Origin of the sequence: Allobosea sp. TND4EK4, assembly GCF_900156025.1 — a bacterium.
Taxonomy (GTDB): Bacteria; Pseudomonadota; Alphaproteobacteria; order Rhizobiales; family Beijerinckiaceae; genus Allobosea.
On record NZ_FTMO01000004.1, the window covers coordinates 196,935 to 216,165 of the forward strand.

16 protein-coding genes are annotated in these 19,231 nt (G+C 67.8%); 8 read left to right on the forward strand and 8 right to left on the reverse strand.

Annotated features, from left to right (window positions below; translation table 11 throughout):
- Positions 1 to 4: 4 nt before the first annotated feature.
- The 7 genes from iolE to BW981_RS10250 all read right to left on the reverse strand — a co-directional run bounded on the left by iolE (position 5) and on the right by BW981_RS10250 (position 9,970).
- A complete protein-coding gene (gene iolE / locus BW981_RS10220; protein WP_076438726.1) occupies positions 5 to 889 on the reverse strand; it encodes a myo-inosose-2 dehydratase in 885 nt (294 codons plus the stop codon).
- Positions 890 to 1,036: 147 nt separating this feature from the next.
- Positions 1,037 to 2,887 (reverse strand): 3D-(3,5/4)-trihydroxycyclohexane-1,2-dione acylhydrolase (decyclizing), encoded by a 1,851-nt coding sequence (iolD, locus tag BW981_RS10225; RefSeq protein WP_076438728.1) that lies wholly within the window; start codon positions 2,885 to 2,887, stop codon positions 1,037 to 1,039.
- Positions 2,888 to 3,053: 166 nt separating this feature from the next.
- Positions 3,054 to 4,988 (reverse strand): bifunctional 5-dehydro-2-deoxygluconokinase/5-dehydro-2-deoxyphosphogluconate aldolase, encoded by a 1,935-nt coding sequence (iolC, locus tag BW981_RS10230; protein ID WP_076438730.1) that lies wholly within the window; start codon positions 4,986 to 4,988, stop codon positions 3,054 to 3,056.
- A 107-nt stretch (positions 4,989 to 5,095) separates the two neighbouring features.
- A complete protein-coding gene (locus tag BW981_RS10235) occupies positions 5,096 to 5,971 on the reverse strand; it encodes a MurR/RpiR family transcriptional regulator (protein ID WP_076438732.1) in 876 nt (291 codons plus the stop codon).
- Between the two features lie 104 nt (positions 5,972 to 6,075).
- Positions 6,076 to 6,879 (reverse strand): SDR family NAD(P)-dependent oxidoreductase, encoded by an 804-nt coding sequence (locus BW981_RS10240; RefSeq protein ID WP_076438974.1) that lies wholly within the window; start codon positions 6,877 to 6,879, stop codon positions 6,076 to 6,078.
- Between the two features lie 156 nt (positions 6,880 to 7,035).
- Entirely contained in the window at positions 7,036 to 8,055 is a 1,020-nt protein-coding gene (locus tag BW981_RS10245) for a TRAP transporter substrate-binding protein (protein WP_076438734.1), read from the reverse strand.
- 46 nt (positions 8,056 to 8,101) lie between these two features.
- Entirely contained in the window at positions 8,102 to 9,970 is a 1,869-nt protein-coding gene (locus tag BW981_RS10250; protein ID WP_076438736.1) for a TRAP transporter large permease, read from the reverse strand.
- A gap of 254 nt (positions 9,971 to 10,224) precedes the next feature.
- Between BW981_RS10250 and BW981_RS10255 the strand changes: the two genes are divergently transcribed.
- The 6 genes from BW981_RS10255 to BW981_RS10280 all read left to right on the forward strand — a co-directional run bounded on the left by BW981_RS10255 (position 10,225) and on the right by BW981_RS10280 (position 17,244).
- Positions 10,225 to 11,088 carry an IclR family transcriptional regulator gene (locus BW981_RS10255; protein ID WP_244560285.1) on the forward strand — a complete coding sequence of 288 codons (864 nt, stop codon included), beginning with the start codon at positions 10,225 to 10,227 and terminating at the stop codon, positions 11,086 to 11,088.
- A 1-nt stretch (position 11,089) separates the two neighbouring features.
- Positions 11,090 to 12,724 carry an acyl-CoA synthetase gene (locus BW981_RS10260; RefSeq protein ID WP_076438738.1) on the forward strand — a complete coding sequence of 545 codons (1,635 nt, stop codon included), beginning with the start codon at positions 11,090 to 11,092 and terminating at the stop codon, positions 12,722 to 12,724.
- Entirely contained in the window at positions 12,721 to 13,575 is an 855-nt protein-coding gene (locus tag BW981_RS10265) for a PCC domain-containing protein (RefSeq protein ID WP_076438740.1), read from the forward strand. The genes BW981_RS10260 and BW981_RS10265 overlap by 4 nt, the downstream gene beginning before the upstream one ends.
- 88 nt (positions 13,576 to 13,663) lie before the next feature.
- The gene (locus tag BW981_RS10270) at positions 13,664 to 14,560 is read left to right on the forward strand and encodes a beta-keto acid cleavage family enzyme (protein WP_076438742.1); all 897 of its coding nucleotides are present in this window, start codon (positions 13,664 to 13,666) and stop codon (positions 14,558 to 14,560) included.
- Positions 14,557 to 15,795, forward strand: coding sequence for a peptidase T (pepT, locus tag BW981_RS10275; protein WP_076438744.1), 1,239 nt, complete (start codon positions 14,557 to 14,559; stop codon positions 15,793 to 15,795). The genes BW981_RS10270 and pepT overlap by 4 nt, the downstream gene beginning before the upstream one ends.
- An 81-nt stretch (positions 15,796 to 15,876) precedes the next feature.
- The gene (locus BW981_RS10280) at positions 15,877 to 17,244 is read left to right on the forward strand and encodes an ABC1 kinase family protein (protein ID WP_076438746.1); all 1,368 of its coding nucleotides are present in this window, start codon (positions 15,877 to 15,879) and stop codon (positions 17,242 to 17,244) included.
- Between the two features lie 6 nt (positions 17,245 to 17,250).
- On the opposite strand, the gene BW981_RS10285 is transcribed toward BW981_RS10280, so the two are convergent.
- Complete coding sequence (locus BW981_RS10285; protein WP_076438748.1) at positions 17,251 to 17,475, reverse strand: hypothetical protein; 225 nt, start codon at positions 17,473 to 17,475, stop codon at positions 17,251 to 17,253.
- A 282-nt stretch (positions 17,476 to 17,757) separates the two neighbouring features.
- Here BW981_RS10285 and BW981_RS10290 point away from each other — a divergent pair, with 282 nt between their 5' ends.
- Positions 17,758 to 18,042, forward strand: coding sequence for an aa3-type cytochrome c oxidase subunit IV (locus BW981_RS10290; RefSeq protein ID WP_076438750.1), 285 nt, complete (start codon positions 17,758 to 17,760; stop codon positions 18,040 to 18,042).
- A 37-nt stretch (positions 18,043 to 18,079) separates the two neighbouring features.
- On the forward strand, positions 18,080 to 19,219 hold the full coding sequence (locus BW981_RS10295; RefSeq protein WP_076438752.1) for a Re/Si-specific NAD(P)(+) transhydrogenase subunit alpha: 1,140 nt from the start codon (positions 18,080 to 18,082) through the stop codon (positions 19,217 to 19,219).
- The last annotated feature ends 12 nt before the right edge of the window (positions 19,220 to 19,231 follow it).

Sequence of the window (19,231 nt, forward strand, 5' to 3'; positions counted from 1 at the left end):
TGCGTTAGTTTAGCTCCGCCTCCCTGATGAAGCGGCTGAGATTGGCGTGGCCGAGCCTGGCGTAGGTCGCGGGCTCTGCCTTCTTCGGGTCCTGCTCGGCCTCGACGACGATCCAGCCGGAATAGCCCTGCAGTTCCTTGAGCACGCGGACATAGTCGATCAGCCCGTCGCCCGGCACGGTGTAGACGCCGGCCAGCACCGACTGCAGGAAGGACCAGTCCTCCTTGTTGGACTGCCACATCACGGCTTCTCGGATGTCCTTGCAGTGGACATGGTGAATGCGAGGCTTCCAGTGGCGGGCGATGCGGGCGGGATCGCCGCCGCCCCAGGTGGCGTGGCCGGTGTCGAGCAGGAGCCCGACGGCGTCGCCGGTGACGGCCATGAAGCGGTCGATCTCCGACTCTGTCTGCACCACCGTGCCCATATGGTGATGGTAGACGAGCTGGAGGCCGTATTCGGCTTTCAGGCCTTCAGCAAAGTTGGTGCAGCGCGCGCCGAACTGCGCCCAGTCGTCCTTTGCCAGCACCGGGCGGGCCGAGAGCGGCTTGGCCATATCGGAATGGATGGCGTTCGAGGTCTCGGCTGCGATCAGCACCGTGCAGCCCATGTCGCGCAGCAGGGTGGCGTGAGCCTTCACGGCCGCCATCTCCGCGGCGACGTCGCGGATCAGCAGCTCGGTCGAGTACCAGCCCGAGACGAGCGCATGGCCATGCGCGGCGAGGATCGGCTTCAGCGCGGCGGCGGTGCGCGGGAACTTGTTGCCGAGCTCCATGCCGGTGAAGCCGGCCGTGCGGGCCTCGCTCAGGCAGGTCTCGAGCGGGATGTCGCCGCCGATCTCGAGCATGTCGTCATTCGACCAGCCGATGGGGTTTGCGCCGATGCGGATCATGTGTGGGGTCTTTCCCATGCTGTTGTTAATGGAAACACGCCGTCATCCCGGACAAGCCGCGCAGCGGCGCCGATCCGGGAACCATGCCTGACCGTTCCGGCATGGTCCCCGGATCTCCGCTGCGCTGCGCCCGGGATGACGGCGCGCTTATTCCCCGACACGCTGGTGCTGCCGTTTGATGTCGTACTGCGCCCGCGCCGCGCGGACCTCGGCGCGCTCGCTGACCTCCGGCACCGCGACGTCCCACCAGGCGCCGCCCGCGCCGGTCGAGACCAGCGGGTCGGTGTCGATGACGACGACGGTGGTCCGGGTGTTCGCCTTGGCCTGGGCGAGCGCGGCTTCGAGTTCCGCGATCGAGGCGGCCTTGAGCGCGATCGCGCCGAGGCTTCCCGCATGGGCGACGAAGTCGATCTCGGGCAGGGTCTCGTGCCGGGCGTCCTTCAGCAGATTGTTGAAGGAGGCGCTGCCGGTCGCGTTCTGCAGGCGGTTGATGCAGCCATAGCCGCGATTGTCGAGCAGCACGATGGTGAGCTTGAGCCCGAGCATCACCGAGGTCGCGATCTCGGAGTTCATCATCAGATAGGAGCCGTCGCCGACCATGACGACGACCTCGCGCTCGGGCCGCGCCATCTTGGCACCGAGCCCGCCGGCGATCTCGTAGCCCATGCAGGAGAAGCCGTATTCGGCATGGTAGGAGCCGGGCGGGCCCGCCTGCCAGAGCTTGTGCAACTCACCCGGCAGGCCGCCGGCCGCATGCAGCAGGATGACCTCCGAGCCGAGGCTGCGCTGCACGGCGCCGATGACCTGCGCATCCGAGGGCAGCGCCGCATTGGTCGCGGCGGTGACGGCCTGCGCCTCCTGGCGCCAGGTGGCCTTGCCGGCCTTGGCGTCGGCGGCCCAGCTTTCGGGAGCCTGCCAGTTGCCGAGGGCGGCATAGAGTTCAGTCAGACCTTCGCGGGCGTCAGCGACCAGCGGCAAGGCACGATGCTTGCCGGCGTCGAAGGGCTGGACGTTGAGGCCGATGATCGCTTTTTCCGAAGCACCGAACAGGGCCCAGGAGCCAGTGGTGAAATCCTGCAGGCGTGTGCCGACGGCGAGGATGAGGTCGGCCTCGGCGGCGAGGCGGTTGGCGGCCGAAGTGCCGGTGACGCCGATCGCGGCCATGTTGAGGGGCGCGTCGTCGGGCAGGGCCGATTTGCCGCCTTGCGTCTCGCAGACGGGGATGCCGGTCGCGGTCGCGAAGCGGGCGAGGTCCTCGCAGGCTCCGGAATAGAGCACGCCGCCGCCGGCGATGATCAGCGGCTTTTTCGCGGCCTTGAGGGCGGCGGCTGCCGCTGCGAGCTCGCCGCGGTCCGGGCGCGCGCGGCGTGGGCACCAGAGGCGTTCCTCGAAGAAGCTCTCGGGGTAGTCACAGGCTTCCGCCTGCACGTCCTGGCAGAGCGCGAGCGTCACGGGCCCGCATTCGGCCGGGTCGGTCAGCACCTGCATGGCGCGCTGCAGCGCCGGGATGATCTGCTCGGGGCGGGTGATGCGGTCGAAATAGCGTGAGACGGGCTTGAAGCAGTCATTGGCGGAGACCGTGCCATCCCCGAACGACTCGACCTGCTGGAGCACGGGGTCGGGGATGCGGTTGGCGAAGACGTCGCCCGGCAGCAGCAGCACCGGCAGGCGGTTGACATGGGCGAGTGCGGCGGCGGTGACGAGATTGGTCGCGCCGGGGCCGATCGAGGTCGTCGCCGCCATGAAGCGGCGGCGCATGTTGGTCTTGGCATAGGCAATGGCGGCATGGGCCATGGCCTGCTCGTTATGGGCGCGGAAGGTCGGCAGGCGCTCGCGCTCCTGCCAGAGCGCCTCGCCGATCCCGGCGACATTGCCGTGCCCGAAGATGCCCCAGACGCCGCCGAGGATCGGCAGGCGCTGCCCGTCGATCTCGGTCATCTGGCGGCTCAGATAGCGCGTCAGCGCCTGCGCCATGGTGAGGCGGATGGTGGCGGTCATGTCGCGTTTCGACTCTCTGTAAGATAACCGGCTGTCATCCCGGGCGACCGGAGGGAGACCCGGGGTCCATTCCGGAGCCTAACCCGCAAAGGCTCGGGAATGGATCCCGGATCTCCGCTGCGCTCCGTCCGGGATGACCCGCGCGGGTGGGAGGTCGGCATGGAGCTTACGCCGCCTTGCGGTCGCGGGTGGCCATCCATAGCCCTGTCAACGCCTCGAAGCGCCTGGCCATGTCCGTGACGGCGGCCTCGTCGTCCATGCGGCCGGACAGCCAGCCTTCGGCCGCGCTCATGAAGATCGTGCGGCCGACCGCAAAGCCCTTGACGATCGGGGCGCCCGCAGTGGCGGCGAAACCCGCTTCCAGTTCCTCGGTGGGCGCGTCGAGACCGAGCAGCAGGACGCCGCGGCACCAGGGGTCGTTGCGGGCGATGGTCTGCTCGATGGCGCTCCATGCGGCGGGCGAGGATTGCGGTTCCAGCTTCCACCAATCGGGCTTGATGCCGAGCGCGTAGATCTCGTCCAGCGCGCGGGCGAGGGTATCGGGTCCGAGCGGGCCATTCTTGCCGGCGATGATCTCGATCAGCAATTCGCGACCGATCTTGCGGGCTGCCTCGAACAGGCCGCGCAGCCTCTCCTGCTGCTCGCGCTTCAGATTGCCCGGATCATCGGGGTGATAGAAGCAGAGCGCCTTGATGCAGTGATCGACCGGCCATTCCGGCAGCAGCGATCCGATGTCCTGGCTCACCTCGAAGCGCAGCGGCCGCGAGCCCGGCAGTTCGACCGGGCGGCCGAGCCAGGTAAAGGGGTGGCGGGCGAATTCGAACATCGCCTCGCGGCCATGCTTCTCGTCGAGCAGCATGCCGTAGCCTGGGCGGCCCTTCGCGACGCGAGCGGCAGCCTTGACGGCCAGAACCTTGAAGACGCGAATGCGGGCGGGATCGGCGCCGAGCCTGGCGGCGAGGTCCTCCAGTTGCGAGCGATGGTCGCAGGCGAAGGCCATCAGGGCCGGGATGTCGCGACGGCGCGTCGTCGCCCAGTGGATATGGTTGATCGCCTCGTCCTTGCGCAGCGCCCGATGCGGGCTGCCGTGCTTCAGAAAATACTGCAGTTCCTCGAAGGTCGGGCTTTCCGGCGAGCAGAGCAGGCGCGAGACGGCGAAGGCGCCGCAGGCATTCGCCCAGGTGGCCGCCGTGGCGAGGCTCTCCCCGCCCAGCCAGCCGCGCAGGAAGCCGGACATGAAGGCGTCGCCGGCGCCGAGCACATTGTAGACCTCGATCGGGAAGCCCTTGCCGACGATTCCGTCCTCCAGGTCGTCGGAGATGGCGCCCTCATAGACGATGCAGCCCATCGGCCCACGCTTGAGCACGATCGTCGCCGGCGTCAGCGCGCGGATCATCTTCAGCGCGGGCAGCAGCTCGCTCTCTCCGGAGGCGATCAGCACCTCCTCCTCCGTGCCGACGATCAGGTCGCAGCCGGGCAGGACGCTCTTCATCCGCTCCGAGACCGCCCGGGAGGCGATGTAGCGGTTGTCGCCGGCATCATGGCCGGCGAGCCCCCAGAGATTGGGCCGGTAGTCGATGTCGAGCACGACCTTGCCGCCGTTCTCTCGCATCAGCTTCATCGCCTTGCGCTGGGCCGCCTCGGGCTTGGGCCTCGCGAAATGGGTGCCGGTGACGACGATGGCGCGGGCCCTGGCGATGAAGGCCGGTTCGACATCGCCTTCCTCCAGCGCCATGTCCGCGCAGTTCTCGCGATAAAACAGCAGCGGGAAGGAAGTGTCGCTTTCGACCGAGAGAATGGCGAGCGCGGTGAGGCGTTCCGGGTCTGTCTTGAGGCCGTCCCCATTCACGCCCTCGCGGGCGAGCTGCTCGCGCAGGAAGCGGCCGAACTGCTCGTTGCCGACGCGGGTCAGCAGCGCCGAGCGGAGGCCGAGCCGCGCCGTGCCGATGGCGATGTTGGCGGGGCAGCCGCCGACCGACTTGGCGAAGGAGGTGACATCCTCCAGCCGCGAGCCGATCTGCTGCCCGTAGAGATCGACCGATGCTCGGCCGATGGTGATGACGTCGAGCGCCTCGGCCGGGCCCGCGCGCATGTCCGTCATGAAATCCTCCCGGAAAACCCGTCGTCGCGGCATTCGAGCGGACAATGCCGCTTCGTGCCGACATGAAATAATAATTCCATTATTTCGTCAACGCGGAACGTTCGTTCCTAAGGCGCTGCGGATCGCGCACGGCGCCTCGGCGCGGGAGCGGCACGGCGGGCCTCGCCGACGCCGACCGCCAGCGCCATGGCGAGCGCCAGGGTGGAGGCGAGGGTCCGGAAGCCACCGAAATCGGCCTCTGCCACCTCGAACCAGATGCTGGCGAAGCCTGCGAGCGGCGAGAAGGCGCTGTCGGTGATCGCGACGACCGGCACCCCGCGCTCGGCCAGATCGCGCGCATCCTCGATCGTCGCGGGGGTGTAGGGCGAGAAGCTGACGACCAGCGCAACATCCCTCGGGGTGGCGAAGGAGGTGATTTCGGCGTTGAGGCCGGCTGCCGATTCGACGAGCTGGGCGCGCACCTCGAGCTTCGCCAGCACATAGGCAAGATAACTCGCGACCGGGTAGGAGCGGCGGCGCGCCAGGATATAGATCGTCTCGGCGCCCGCCAGCATCGCGATCGCGCGGTCGAGCGTCTCCTCGTCGATGCTGCGGCTCATCACGTCGAGCGATTTGCGCGACGCGGTCAGGAAGCCGTCGAGGATGCGATGGTTGCCGGGTACTGCCCCATCATTCTCGCGCAGTGTCGCCAGCCGTTCCTCATAGCTGGAATTGCGCTCGCGCAGCCGCTCGCGGAAGACGCCCTGCAGGCTGGTGAAGCCGTCGAAGCCGAGATGCTGGGCGAAGCGGATCAGCGTCGAGGGCTGAACCCCGGCGGAAACGGCGATGCTGGCGGCGGTGCCGAAGGCGATCTCGTCGGGGTTGTCGAGCGCGTAGGCGGCGATCTGGGCGATGCGCTTGGGCAAGCTCTCGCGCCTGCCCAGGATCAGGGCGCGCAAGCTGTCGAAGTCGCGCGGCAGCTCGACGGTCGTCATCTCGTCCATCTGTGACCGTTCCCGCAGCGGATTCGCGTTCTTCGCCTTTCTGGCAGCGAAGGCCGGGCGGAGCAAGCGTTCCAGGACGGGAATGCACGCTCGGCAGGAGGCGATCAGCCCAGCGGGGCGGTGGCGCAGCTCTGGCCGCCATCGACCGGCAGGCAGACCCCGGTGATGAACCTGGCCTCGTCGGAAGCCAGGAAGACGGCGGCGTTGGCGATGTCCCAGGCGGTGCCCATCTTGCCCATCGGCACCTGCGCATCGCGGGCCGCGACCATCTCCGCGACGGAGCCATATTGGGCCGAGATCTGCTTGTAGATCAGCGGTGTGTCGATCAGGCCCGGCATGATGCAGTTGGCGCGGATGTTCTGCCGGGCATATTGCATCGCGAGCGCGACCGTCGCCTGGTTCACCGCTGCCTTGGTGGCGTAATAGGCGAAATAGGGGTAGCCGGTCCAGCGGATGGCGGCGAGCGAGGAGATGTTGACGATGGCGCCGCCGCCGCCCTTCAGCATCTCCGGAATCGCCGCCTTGGCGCAGCGATAGACCGAGCCGAGATTGAGCTGGAGAGAGGCCTCGAACTGCGCCTCCGAGAGCTCGACCGGGCCGCCCATATGGGTGACGCCGACATTGTTGTGCAGGATGTCGAGGCGGCCGAACTGCTGGGCGGTCGCTGCGACGCAGGCTTCGACGGAAGCGAGATCGGTGACATCGGCGGCGAGCGCCAGAGCCTGCCCGCCTTCGCCCAGGATGATCTGGGCCGTCTCATCTGCGGCGTTGCGGTTCAGGTCGATGCAGGCGACCGCGGCGCCCTCGCGCGCATAGGCGACGGCGGCCGCCTTGCCGTTGCCCCAGCCGGGGCCGGAGGAGCCGGCACCGAAGACGATGGCGGTCTTGCCGTTGAGCCGGGCGGGCATGACGATCAGTCTTTCGAGAAGCAGAAACAGATGCGGGTCATCCCGGGCGGAGCAAAGCGGGCCCCGGGATCCATGCCGGAACGGTTCGGGCATGGATCCCGGGTCGGCGCCGCTTCGCTGCTGGTCCGGGATGACCCGCGCGCGTGGATTAGTGGATCAGCTCAGCGAGCTGCCGACGGCCTTCTCCAGGATGCCCCAGGCCTCGTCGCCATACTTCTTCTTCCAGTCGGCATAGAAGCCGGCCTTGCGCAGGGTGTCGCGGAAGGCGTCGGCCTTGGTCTCGTTGATGACCATGCCCTTGGACTGCAGCTCGCCCTGCAGGCCGGCATTGAGCTTGGCGACGTCGTCGCGCTCCAGCAGGGCGGCGGCGTTGATGTTCCTGGCGACGATGGCGCGCAGGTCCTCCGGCAGCTTCTCCCAGGCGCGGCGGTTGGCCAGGAACCAGAAGCCGTCCCACATGTGGTTGGTGATCGAGAGGTACTTCTGCACCTCGAAGAGCTTGGCGGTGGAGATGATCGCCAGCGGGTTCTCCTGGCCGTCGACCACCTTGGTCTGCAGGGCGCTGTAAGTCTCGGCGAAGTTGATCGAGGCCGGAGCCGACTGGAAGGCCGAGAACATCGAGGTCCAGAGCGGCGACACCGGCACGCGGATCTTGAAGCCCTTGAGGTCGTCCGGGGTGTTGATCGGGCCCTTGGACGAGGTGATCTGGCGGAAGCCGTTGTCCCAGATCTTGTCCATGACGACGAGGTTCGCCTTCTGGATCTGGCCGCGGACATAGGCGCCGAGATCGCCGTCCATCGCCTTCCAGACGGCGTCATAGTTCGGGAAGGCGAAGCCGATGCCGGACAGCGAGGCGTTGGCGACCAGCGTCGAAAGGATCAGCGGCGAAAGCGTGAAGAACTCGACGCCGCCGGACCGGACCTGGCTCAGCATGTCGGTGTCGGAGCCGAGCTGGTTGTTCGGGAAGATCTGGATATCGACCCGGCCCTTGGTCTCTTCCTTGATCTTCGCCACCGCCGCATTGGCGCGCACGTTCAGCGGATGCGCGACGGGCAGGTTGTTGGCGTATTTATAGGTGAACTCGGCGCTCTGCGCATTGGCGCGGCCGATCTGGAAAGTGCCGATGGCGGAGGCTGCGGCTGTCGCCTTGAGCAGCGTGCGGCGCGAGAGGGTCATGAGCGTTTCTCCTTGGACGATCTGTTTTTGTTGATGGTCTTGGGCTTCACAGCACCCAGGTCGACAGGCCGGGGACGAGGGCGATGATGACGAGGCCGATGATCAGGGCGATGAGATAGGGCCAGATCGCCCCCATCGCCTCGTCGGGCGAGACGTTGCCGATCTTACAGGCGATGTAGAAGCCGATGCCGATCGGCGGTGCCATCAGGCCGATATTCATCGCGGTCACCACGACCATCGCATAGTGCACGTCGTTGATGCCGAGGTTCTTGGCGATCGGGAACATCAGCGGGGCCATCAGCACGATCGCCGGCAGACCTTCCAGCACGCAGCCGAGGATCATGAAGACGACGATGGTGACCGCCATGAAGGTCAGCCAGCCACCCGGCAGGCCCGCCATGAAGACGGCGAGGTCGCGGGCGAAGCCGGTCTGGGTCAGCGCCCAGGCCATGGCGAGCGCGGTGCCGAGAATGACCAGGATCGCGCCGGAGAGCGCGGCGGTCTCGACCAGCATGCTGTAGAACTTGCGCAGGCCGATGCCGCCATAGAGCACCATGCCGATGACAAGCGCGTAGAGCACCGCGATGGTGGAGACCTCGGTTGCGGTGGCGATGCCACCGCCGACAGCCGCACGAATGATGAAGGGCAGGACGAGGGCGGGAGCGGCGACCAGCGCGACCTTGCCGATCACCGCGAGCGGGGCCCGGCGCACGCCCTTCATGTCCTCCGCCGCCGCCTTCCAGCGGGCGAGGCCGGCCAGCGCGACCAGCAGCACGCCGGCGATGACGAAGCCGGCATTGAACAGCCCGGCGATCGAGACGCCCGCGACCGAGCCCAGCACGATCAGGACAATCGACGGCGGCACGGTGTCGGCCATGGCGGCGCCGGTGGAGAGCAGCGCGATCAGGTCCTTCGGCTTGTAGCCGCGTCGCTTCATCTCCGGGAACAGGGCCGGCGCGACGGTCGCCATGTCCGAGACCTTGGAGCCGGAGATGCCCGAGACGAGATAGAGCGAGCCCAGCAGCACATAGGACATGCCGGCGCGGACATGGCCGAGCAGCGAGGCGAGGAAATCGACGATCGCCTTGCCCATGCCGGTGGCGTCGAGGATGCACCCGAGCAGCACGAAGATCGGCACCGAGAGCAGGATCAGGCTCGACATGCCCTCGTCCATGCGACCGACCATGACGATGATCGGGACATTGGTGGAGAAGGCCAGGAAGGCGAGGGTGCCGAGGCCGAAGCAGAAGGCGATGGGCACGCCCGCCACCAGGCAGGCTGCGACGACGCCGATCAGGAAGATCAGGATGTTGTAGTAGCCCAGCCCCTTCAGCGTCGGGCCTAGCAGCCAGAAGGCGAGGCCGAACCCGCCGACAACGACGGCAGCGGCCGCAATGTCGACGAGGCGCGCCGTCTTGAAGAGATAGCGCAGGGTGAGAAGCCCCATCAGCACGATGCCGACGGCGAGCGCCGAGACGCGCCAGCTCACGGGGATGTTGAGCGCGGCCGAGGTGACGTAGCTCTCCTCGACCGCGTATTCGACGGCCGGATCGACCATGGCGGCCAGGAAGGCGGCGACGGCGGCGAGCGCGAGCGCCTCGACGAACTCGCGCAGGCGCGGCGGCATCATCCCAACGAAGAGCGTCAACCGCAGATGCTCGTTGCGATCGACCGCGATCGCCGCGCCGAGCATGGCGAGCCAGATGAAGGCGATGGAGGCGACCTCGTCGACCCAGACGAAGGGCAGGGCGAAGACATAGCGCGAGACAACCCCGAGCAGCAGCACGCCGATGATGAACGCGACCAGTGCGGCGGCGACGGCCTCGACCGGCCGCATGATCGCGGAGCCTGGGCGTGCGTCCTCGTTCTCGCTGAGGCTTTCGGGAATGTGCAGCGTGTCGGCGGCATTGCTCATGCGGCGGCCTTAGATGCCGGTCGCAGGGCGCAATACGCCTGTGATGTGGAGAGCCCTGAGGGGCATCGTTCCGTTCCTCCCTCCGCGCCGATCTTGTCATCCGTCGGCGTCGATTGCGGTCCACACTGTGAATGATCAGCAGCCCGGACGACAGCGAGATTACACGAGGCAGACGGCATTGCAATCCGCCAAGGCGCTCTCTAGGCTCAGGATATAATAACAAGGTCCATATCGTGGACTTCCTGGAGGAACGCTTGCCGCAGCACTCTTCCGCGCCGGGGGCCGGCCTGTCCGGCTCGCAGAGCGTCGACCGTGCGCTCGGGCTGCTCTCGCTGATCGGGCGCGAGCCGGCGCAGGGGTTGCCGCTCGGCGAGATCGTGTCCGCGAGCGGGCTCAACAAGCCGACGGTGCGGCGCCTGCTGCTCGCGCTGATGCGGGCCGGGCTGGTCGAGCAGGAGCCGCAGACACGCCATTACGGGCTGGGCGAGGAGGCCTTCGTGCTGGGCGTGCTGGCGGCGCGGCGCCATGGCCTGCTCGAGATGGCGATGGAGGGGCTGCGCCGCCTGGCGCAGGAGACGCAGGACACCAGCTTCCTGACGATACGCCGCGACCGGTACGCCGTCTGCCTGCACCGGGAAGAGGGCAGCTATCCGGTGCGGACCCATGCCCTGCAGACCGGCGACCAGCACCCGCTCGGGGTCGGGGCCGGCTCGCTCGCCATCCTGGCCGCCTTGCCGGACGATGATGTGGACCGGGTCGTCGCCAGCAATGCGGCGGTGCTGGCGGAGCGTTACCCGGCCTTCGGGCCGCAGACCCTGCTGGATGAGGTGGCGGCGACGCGCGCTCAGGGTTTCGCAGTCAATCCCGGACGGGTGGTCGCGAGTTCCTGGGGCATCGGGGCGGCCTTCCGCTATCCGGATGGGCGGGTCGCCGGGGCCTTCTCGGTTGCGGCCATCGACAGCCGGATGGCGCCCCCGCGCCAGGCCGAGATCGGCGCGCTGCTGAGGCGGGAGACCGCGCGGCTGGAAGCGTCGCTCGCCGGGATTTTTCGATCGAAGCGGGCGCCGGCGCCCGCCACCGGGGCGGCGCCTGTCGCCCTTGCAAGAAGGAGTGGCTGAGATGGTGAGCGCTGAACGGGCGCCGGTCGGCGGTGTCGTGCCGATGTCGCGGCGGGTGATGAATCTCGGCCATGTCGCCAGCCAGAACGCCCGGCGCCTGCCCGGCCATCCGGCCTTCATCTGGGGCGAGACGACGCTCGACTGGGCCGAGCTCGATGCCCGGGTTTCGGCGCTGGCGGCGGGCCTGCGCGCGCGGGGCATCGGCAAGGGCGACCGGCTGCTCGTCCATTCCAAGAACTGCGACGCGATGTTCGTCTCCATGTTCGCGACCTTCCGGCTCGGCGCCGTCTGGGTGCCGACGAACTTCCGCCTGCTGCCGGACGAAGTCGCCTATCTCGCGACGGCTTCGGGAGCGAAGGGCTTCCTCTGCCATGGCGATTTCCCCGAGCATGCCGCTGCGGTGCAGGCCGCCGCGCCGGCCCCGGATTTCATCTGGCGCATCGGCGAGGGCGGCTTCGGCGAGGACGAGGTCGGGGCCGTGATCGCCCGCCATGGCGGCGAGACGGTCGAGAACGTCGCCGTCGAGCATGACGACCCATGCTGGTTCTTCTTCACCTCCGGCACGACCGGGCGCTCGAAGGCCGCCGTGCTGACCCATGGCCAGATGGGCTTCGTCATCACCAACCATCTCTGCGACCTTCTGCCCGGCTCGACGGAAAAGGACGCTTCGCTGGTGGTGGCGCCGCTCTCGCATGGGGCGGGCGTGCATCAGCTGGTGATGTCGGCGCGCGGCGCGACCTCGATCCTGCTGCCGACCGAGCGCTTCGACATCGACGAGGCCTACCGGCTGATCGAAAAGCACCGGATCACCAACATCTTCACGGTGCCGACCATCCTGAAAATGCTGGTCGAGCATCCGGCTGCCGACGCCCATGACCATTCGAGCCTGCGCCACATCATCTATGCGGGCGCGCCGATGTATCGCGAGGACCAGAAGGCGGCGCTGAAGAAGCTCGGCAAGGTGATCGTGCAGTATTTCGGCCTGGGGGAGGTCACCGGCAACATCACCGTGCTGCCGCCGGCGCTGCACGAGCCGGAAGACGGGCCCCATGCCCGGATCGGGACCTGTGGCTTCGAGCGCACCGGGATGCAGGTGCAGATCCAGGACGAAAACGGCCAGGAGGTCGAGGCGAACGTCCAGGGCGAGATCTGCGTGATCGGCCCCGCCGTCTTCGCCGGCTATTACGACAACCCGGAAGCCAATGCGAAGTCGTTCCGGAACGGCTGGTTCCGCACCGGCGATCTCGGCCATATGGACGAGCAGGGCTTCGTCTACATCACCGGCCGTGCCTCGGACATGTACATCTCCGGCGGCTCGAACATCTATCCGCGCGAGATCGAGGAGAAGATCCTGACCCATCCGGCCATCGCGGAGGTCGCGGTGGTGGGCGTGCCCGATCCCGTCTGGGGCGAGATCGGCATTGCCGTCTGCGTCCACAGGCCCGGGCAGGGGGCGAGCGAGGCGGAGATCGCGGAGTTCCTGGCGCCCAAGATCGCCCGCTACAAGATGCCCAAACGCATCCTGTTCTGGGAGGCGCTGCCGAAATCGGGCTATGGCAAGGTGCCCAAGCGCATGGTCAAGGACGAGCTCGAAGCGCGGGGCGAACTCGCGCGGATGGCGGGGACGGCATCGTGAGGCGCATCGAGCAGCCGGGCGCCGGCACGCCCGCGCGCATCCAGTGGGCGGAGTGCCACGGCCTCGCCTTTCCGATGACGCTGGAGGCCGGGTTGCCGCTGCTGGAGGCGGTGCGGCGCAGCTTCGCGGCGGCCGGCTTCGTCTCGGGCGTGGCGAAGCTCGAGGGGCTCGCGCTCTCGCCCTTCGCCTATGTGATGCCGGCCCTGTCCAAGACGCCCGAGCACGCGGCCTTCTACAGCGACACGTTCCGGCCGGGCGGCATCGCGCGCGTCGAGGCTGGTGCGATGACGTTCGGCCAGCGTGACGGCGGGCCCTTCTTCCATGCCCATGCGCTCTGGGCGGAAGCATCCGGCAAGCGCAATGGCGGCCATATCCTGCCGGACGAGACGGTCGTGGCGGAGACGATCACGCTGCCGGCTGTCGGGCTCGACGGTGCGGCCTTCATGGCCGAGGCGGACGGCGAGACCAACTTCAAGCTGTTCGGGCCGAAGCCCGCGCCCTTCCTGGAGGCGACGCGCAACGGGCGGTTCTTCGCCTTGCGGGTCAAGCCCAACGTCGATTTCTGCGGGGCACTCGAGGCCTTCTGTGCCGAGCAGGGCATCCGCGAGGCGGTGATCCACGGCGGCGTCGGCTCGACCATCGGCGCGCGGTTCGAGGGAGGCAGGCCCGTGGACAACTTCGCGACCGAGGTGGCGATCACCGAGGGACGAATCGCGGATGGCGAAGACGGATTGCGGGCCGCGGTCGACGTCGCCCTGGTGGATTATCGCGGCGGGCTGGCGAGCGGCCGGCTCCTGCGCGGCGACAACCCGGTTCTGATGACGTTCGAGCTCGTGCTGGAGGCGCTCTGACCGCCTCCGACGCGTGTCCAGCGTCTCCGCAAAGCGACTGAATCGGCCACGCTCGATACCATCGGCGGGCGCGCAAAGGATTTATGCGATGAGCAAACGGATCTGGGTCGAGGCGGCGATCAACGGCGCGTGGGGCAAGGAACGCCAGCCGGGCATTCCGATCACGATTCCGGAGATCGTCGCCGACGGGATCGCGGCGGTCGAGGCCGGGGCGGCGATCGTTCATCTCCACGTCTACGACGTCGAAACCGGCCGGCAGCGAGACGACTGGGAGCTTTACGCCCAGGCGATCGAGGGGATCCGCGCCAAGGTCGACGCGATCGTCTACCCGACCATCCCGATCCTCGGTTCCGGCTATGCGGGCGACATCGTCGGCTCCGGCCGCTATACGCATCTGGAGAAGCTGGCCAAGCGCGGCCTTGCCGAATGGGGCGTGCTCGATCCCGGCTCCTGCAACTGGACGACCTTCGGCGGTATTCCGGACGGCGAGCCCGGCTTCATCTACCAGAATCCAGGCGAGCATATCCGCGAGGGCATGGAGGTCGCGCAGCGCCACAAGGTCCATCCGAGCTACGCGATCTACGAGCCGGGCTTCACGCGGCTCGGTGCGGCGCTGGCAAAGGCCTATCCGGCCATGCCTCAGGCGATTTACCGGCTGATGTTCTCCGATGCTTTCGCCTGGGGCTTTCCGCCACGTGAATGGGCGCTGGAGGCGCATCTCAGGCTGCTTGCCGAGGATGCCGCCGAGGCGCCGGTGATGATCGCGGGGCTTGGCGTCGATCTGCGGGATCTCATCGGACCTGCGGTGGCGCGTGGCGTCCATGTTCGCGGCGGGCTGGAGGATGCGCCCTTCGGCTGCGAAAAGAGCAACGCGGCGCTCATCGCCGACACGGTCCGTTTGGTCGAGGCGGCCGGCGGTCAACCCGCGAGTGCGGCCGAGGTGCGGGCCGCGCTTGCAACGATGGAAAAGAGCGAGAGACGATGACCCTTCGGGACGATCTGCTGGACCGCTTCTTCCGCTATGTGGCGGTCGAGAGCCAGAGCGATGCGACGGCGACGACGCTTCCGAGCACGCCGGGCCAGCAGGTGCTGGCAAACCTGCTGGCCGATGAGCTGCGCGCGCTCGGGCTGGAGGATGTCGTCGTCGACGATCATGCCACGGTGACGGCGCTGAAGCGCGGCACGAGGCCCGGCGCCCCGCGCATCGGCTTCATCGCGCATCTCGATACGGTCGATGTCGGGCTGTCCCCGGTGGTGAAGGCCCAATTGCTGCGATTCGCCGGCGAGGACCTTTGCCTCAATGCGGAAAAGGACATCTGGCTGCGTGTCGCCGAGCATCCGGAAATCGCGCCATGGAAGGGGCACGACATTGTCTTCAGCGACGGGACCAGCGTGCTCGGAGCCGACAACAAGGCTGCGGTCGCGATCGTGATGACGCTGCTGTCGCGGCTGGCGCCCGAGGACGGGCATGGCGACATCCATATCGCCTTCGTCCCCGACGAGGAAATCGGCCTGCGTGGCGCGAAGGCGCTCGATCTCGCGCGTTTTCCCTGCGATTTCGCCTATACCATCGACAGTTGCGAGCTGGGTGAGGTGGTCTACGAGAATTTCAACGCCGCCGGCGCCGAGGTCGTCTTCACCGGCGTCACCGCCCATCCGATGTCGGCCAAGGGCGTGCTGGTGAACCCGCTGCTGATGGCGCAGGACTTCATCGCCGCCTTCGACCGGGCGCAGACGCCGGAGAACACGGCAGGGCGCGAGGGCTATGTCTGGTTCACCGGGATGAACGCCAATGCCTCGCAAGCCGTGCTGACGGCGAATATCCGGGATTTCGACCGCGGCTCCTTCGAGGCACGCAAGCGCAGCATCGGCGAAATCGGGGAGGAGATCGCGCGGCGCTACCCCACCGGCAAGGTGAGCTGGACCGTCACCGACACCTACGGCAACATCAGCGACAGCCTGGGCGGCGACCGCCGTTCGGTCGATCTGCTGATGACGGCGCTGAGCGAGCTGCAGATCGCGCCGAAGGTCATCCCGATGCGCGGCGGCACGGATGGGGCGGCTCTCTCGGCGCGAGGGCTGCCGACGCCGAACTTCTTCACCGGCGGGCTGAACTTCCACTCCCGCTTCGAGTTCCTGCCCGTGCCGGCCTTCGAGGCTTCCTATGAGGTGGCGCGGCGCATCTGCCTGCTGGCGGGGCAGGAGGCCGGCTCGGCCTGAGGCGCATGCGGGCCAGATGACGCATTGGCGTGGCCGGGGCGGCTGCCTACATCACGGTGCAGCAACAGCGAGACTCCGCCCATGTCCGACAATGACAGCGAAGCCAACCGATTCTCCGCCCGCGCGGCGCGCTATGCGCGGGTCGGTGCCAATGTCGGTGGTGTCGCCGCCCGCATGGCGGGGGCGCGGCTGTTCGGCATGGAGGGCCGCGACGCTTCCAATGCGGAGGCGCTGGCCAAGGCTCTCGGCGGGCTGAAGGGCCCGATCATGAAGGTGGCGCAGCTCGTCGCCACGATTCCCGACGTGGTACCGCCGGAATACGCCGCCGAGCTGCAGAAGCTCCAGTCGCAGGCGCCGCCGATGGGCGCGGCCTTCGTCAAGCGCCGGATGATGGCCGAACTCGGCGCCGGCTGGCGCGAGCGCTTCGGCGAATTCGACCTCAGGCCCGCGGCTGCGGCCTCGCTCGGCCAGGTCCATCGCGCCACGACGCTGGAGGGCGCGCCGCTCGCCTGCAAGCTGCAATATCCGGACATGGAATCGGCGGTCGAGGCCGACCTCTCCCAGCTCGACGTGCTGTTCTCGCTGCACCGGCGCATGGGCGCGGTGATCGACACCAGCGAGATCGTGCAGGAGATCGGCGCGCGGGTGCGCGAGGAACTGGACTACCGCCGCGAGGCCCAGCATGCCGCGCTCTACCGGATCATGCTCGGCCAGACGCCGGAAGTGCGCGTGCCGGCGGTCGAGGACGCGCTGTCGACCAAGCGGCTGCTCAGCATGCACTGGCTGGAAGGCACGCCGATCCTCTCGCACAAGCAGGACGGGCAAGCGGTGCGGGACCGCATTTCGACCGCGATGTTCAAGGCGTGGTGGCGCCCGTTCAGCCATCACGGCGTGATCCATGGCGATCCGCATCTGGGAAACTACACCGTCTTCTCCGATGGAGGCGAGGCGCAGGGCATCAACCTGCTGGATTATGGCTGCATCCGCATCTTTCCGCCGAGCTTCGTCGGCGGTGTCGTCGATCTCTATCGCGGCTTGCAGACGGGCGACGATGCGCGTGTCGTCCACGCCTACGAGACCTGGGGCTTCAAGGGGCTGAGCAAGGAGCTCGTCGACACGCTGAACATCTGGGCGCGCTTCATCTACGGGCCGCTGCTGGAGGACCGCGTCCGGCGCATCGCCGAGGGCGTCAGCCCGGCCGAATACGGCCGCAAGCAGGCCTTCCAGGTGCATCAGGCCCTGAAGGCGCGCGGGCCGGTCAAGGTGCCGCGCGAATTCGTCTTCATGGACCGCGCCGCGATCGGCCTCGGCGGCGTCTTCCTTCATCTCGACGCCGAACTGAACTTCCACAGGCTGTTCGAGGCGGAGATCGAGGGCTTCTCGGTCGAGCAGGTGGCCCGGCGGCAGGGGGAAGCACTGCTGCAGGTCGGACTGCAGGGCAAGGGTTAGGGCGGCTCAGTCGCCGCCATCTCCGCCGCCGCCATCTCCGCCGCAGCCGATGCTGCTGGCGCTCCCGCCGCCTCCGCCGTCGCCCGCCGGGCGGCTGTCGTGGCGCCGGCCGGCAACCCCTTCGCCGTCCTTCCGCGTCTGCTCGCGCGCCTCCGCAAACCAGCGCCGGGCGCGGTCCCTCAGCTCCGGCGGAAGCGAAAATCGGGGATCGCCTTCGCGTGTATCGTCCACGAACGGCCTCCGGCTGCCTCACGGGCCGGATGATGCCAGAAGGCGACTCAATCGCAATGGCCCCGGCTACGAGACGCAGGAAGCGCTGCAGGCATGCTCGAAACTTCCAGCGGTGAAATTTCACCGCGATTTTAATCGATTGAAATTTCTTGCCCGGCCCGTTAGGAAAGGCCCCCGCGAAAGGGCTGCGGGGATGGCCGAGGTGCGCCTCAGACGCGTTGCTCGAAGGTCTCCGGTGCGCTACACGCGTGAGAGACTGTGTCTTTTTTCAGGATCGAGATCATGGCCGACCACGCCCACCACGCCGACACGCCAGCCATGGACTACCCCGAGCACGAGCGCACCTATACCGGCTTCGTGCATATGTCCGAGGTCGGCACCGTGGCTTGCCTGGCGATCGTCGCTGCGCTCGCCGTCGGCGGCACCAAGCATGCCTGGGGCACGGCTCTGATCGGGACATTGCTCGCGGTCATCGGCACGGGCGTCGGCATCGCTGCGAAGAGCATCGCCTGGCGCGCGCCGCTGGTCGCGCTGGTGCTGATGCTGCTCGCGCTGCTCCTTTACTGATCCGCCTCCCATAACGCCGGAAAGGCTTCACCCCGCCATGCGCATTGCTGTTCCAGCCGAAACGCAAGGGGCGGAGACCCGCGTCGCCGCCACGCCGGAAACCGTCCGCAAGTTCAAGGCGCTCGGCGCCGAAGTCTCGGTCGAGACGGGGGCGGGCAAAGCCTCCGGCATCCTCGATGCCGAGTATGAGGCCGCCGGCGCGACCGTCGCCGCGAATGCTGCGGCGGCGCTGGCCGGGGCGGACATCGTGCTGAAGGTGCGTCGTCCTTCCGAGGCCGAGATCGCCGGCCTGCCTGCAGGCGCGCTCGTCATCGCGACGATGGACCCTTACGGCAACGAGGCGCAGGTCGAGGCGTTGGCGAAGGCGAACGTCGCCGCCTTCGCGATGGAGTTCATGCCGCGCATCACCCGTGCGCAGGTGATGGACGTGTTGTCGTCCCAGGCCAACCTCGCCGGCTACCGCGCCGTGGTCGACGGAGCCGCCGAATATGGCCGGGCACTGCCGATGATGATGACCGCCGCCGGCACGGTGCCCGCGGCCAAGATCTTCATCATGGGCGTCGGCGTCGCCGGCCTGCAGGCGATCGCCACCGCGCGGCGCATGGGCGCCATCGTGACCGCGACCGACGTGCGGCCCGCCACCAAGGAACAGGTCGAATCGCTCGGCGCCAAGTTTCTCGCCGTCGAGGACGAGGAGTTCAAGCAGGCGCAGACGGCCGGCGGCTACGCCAAGGAGATGTCCAAGGAGTACCAGGCGAAGCAGGCGGAGCTGACCGCCAGCCACATCGCCAAGCAGGACATCGTCATCACCACCGCGCTGATCCCCGGCCGCCCCGCGCCGAAGCTGATCACCGCCGCGATGGTGGAGAGCATGAAGCCCGGCTCCGTCATCGTCGATCTTGCGGTGGAGCGCGGCGGCAATTGCGAGCTCGCCAAGCCTGGCGAGGTCGTGACCACGGAGAACGGCGTCAAGATCGTCGGCCATCTCAACGTGCCCGGCCGGCTGCCTGCGACCGCGTCCTCACTCTACGCGAAGAATCTCTACGCCTTCGTCGAGACGCTGATCGACAAGGCCGAGAAGAAGCTCGCGGTGAATTGGGACGACGAGCTGGTGAAAGCCACCGCCCTGACCAGGGACGGCGCCGTCATCCACCCGAATTTCGCAGCCAAGGCCTGAGCGAAGGAATTC